Source organism: Chryseobacterium sp. IT-36CA2 (assembly GCF_949767875.1).
In the GTDB taxonomy this organism is placed as follows: domain Bacteria; phylum Bacteroidota; class Bacteroidia; order Flavobacteriales; family Weeksellaceae; genus Chryseobacterium.
Genome location: NZ_CATKPG010000013.1, coordinates 1 through 668 on the forward strand (window position 1 = coordinate 1; position 668 = coordinate 668).

The 668-nt window shown below is 34.0% G+C and carries 1 pseudogene; it reads right to left on the bottom strand.

Annotated features, from left to right (window positions below):
• Positions 1–668, bottom strand: a pseudogene (locus tag ACM6F9_RS07345) (RHS repeat-associated core domain-containing protein); the annotation flags it as partial.

Sequence of the window (668 nt, forward strand, 5' to 3'; positions counted from 1 at the left end):
ATTCCATGTTTCAATCCAAATGGATAATAATTACTTTCTTCAATGATCTCTGTTTCTGCTCCATTCTTAGCATAACTTAGCCTAACATTTCCAAGGTGATCTGTATAATTGTATACATACTTACCAGTCTCAACATTAAAATACCCCTCTGCTGTTGGGAAGAATTTCAATACAGAATTTTCATATTGAAAACCATCCAGGTAGTCTGTAGTTTTTGTATCAAAAACCTTTCTTACCTTCACTCCGTCTGCTCTATAAGAATAATCCATTATTTTGGAACTTTGGGTAATCTTTCCTGGTAAATTTAGATAATTATATTGAATAGAGGAAATTCCTTTATCCTTATGATTAATCATATTTCCGTTGTCGTCATAATCTATCAGATTACCACCTGTAGGATACCCATTAAAATTCTGTGTAAGATCAGAAGCCGAAAGAAGCCTGTTTCCCTGGTAAGTATATTGAATGTTATCTATATACTCTGCTGTATTACTGCTTCCTTTCATATTTCTCTGAAGCCTGGTAATATTGCCGTTAGCATCATACGCTATTTCCTCATTATAGAAATGATTAACTGGAACCGAAGTCGTAGGCTCCTGATAATATCCTGTTGTAAGCCTGTTTAAGGGATCATAAGCATAAATATATCTTTTCAACAGGTCATCTAC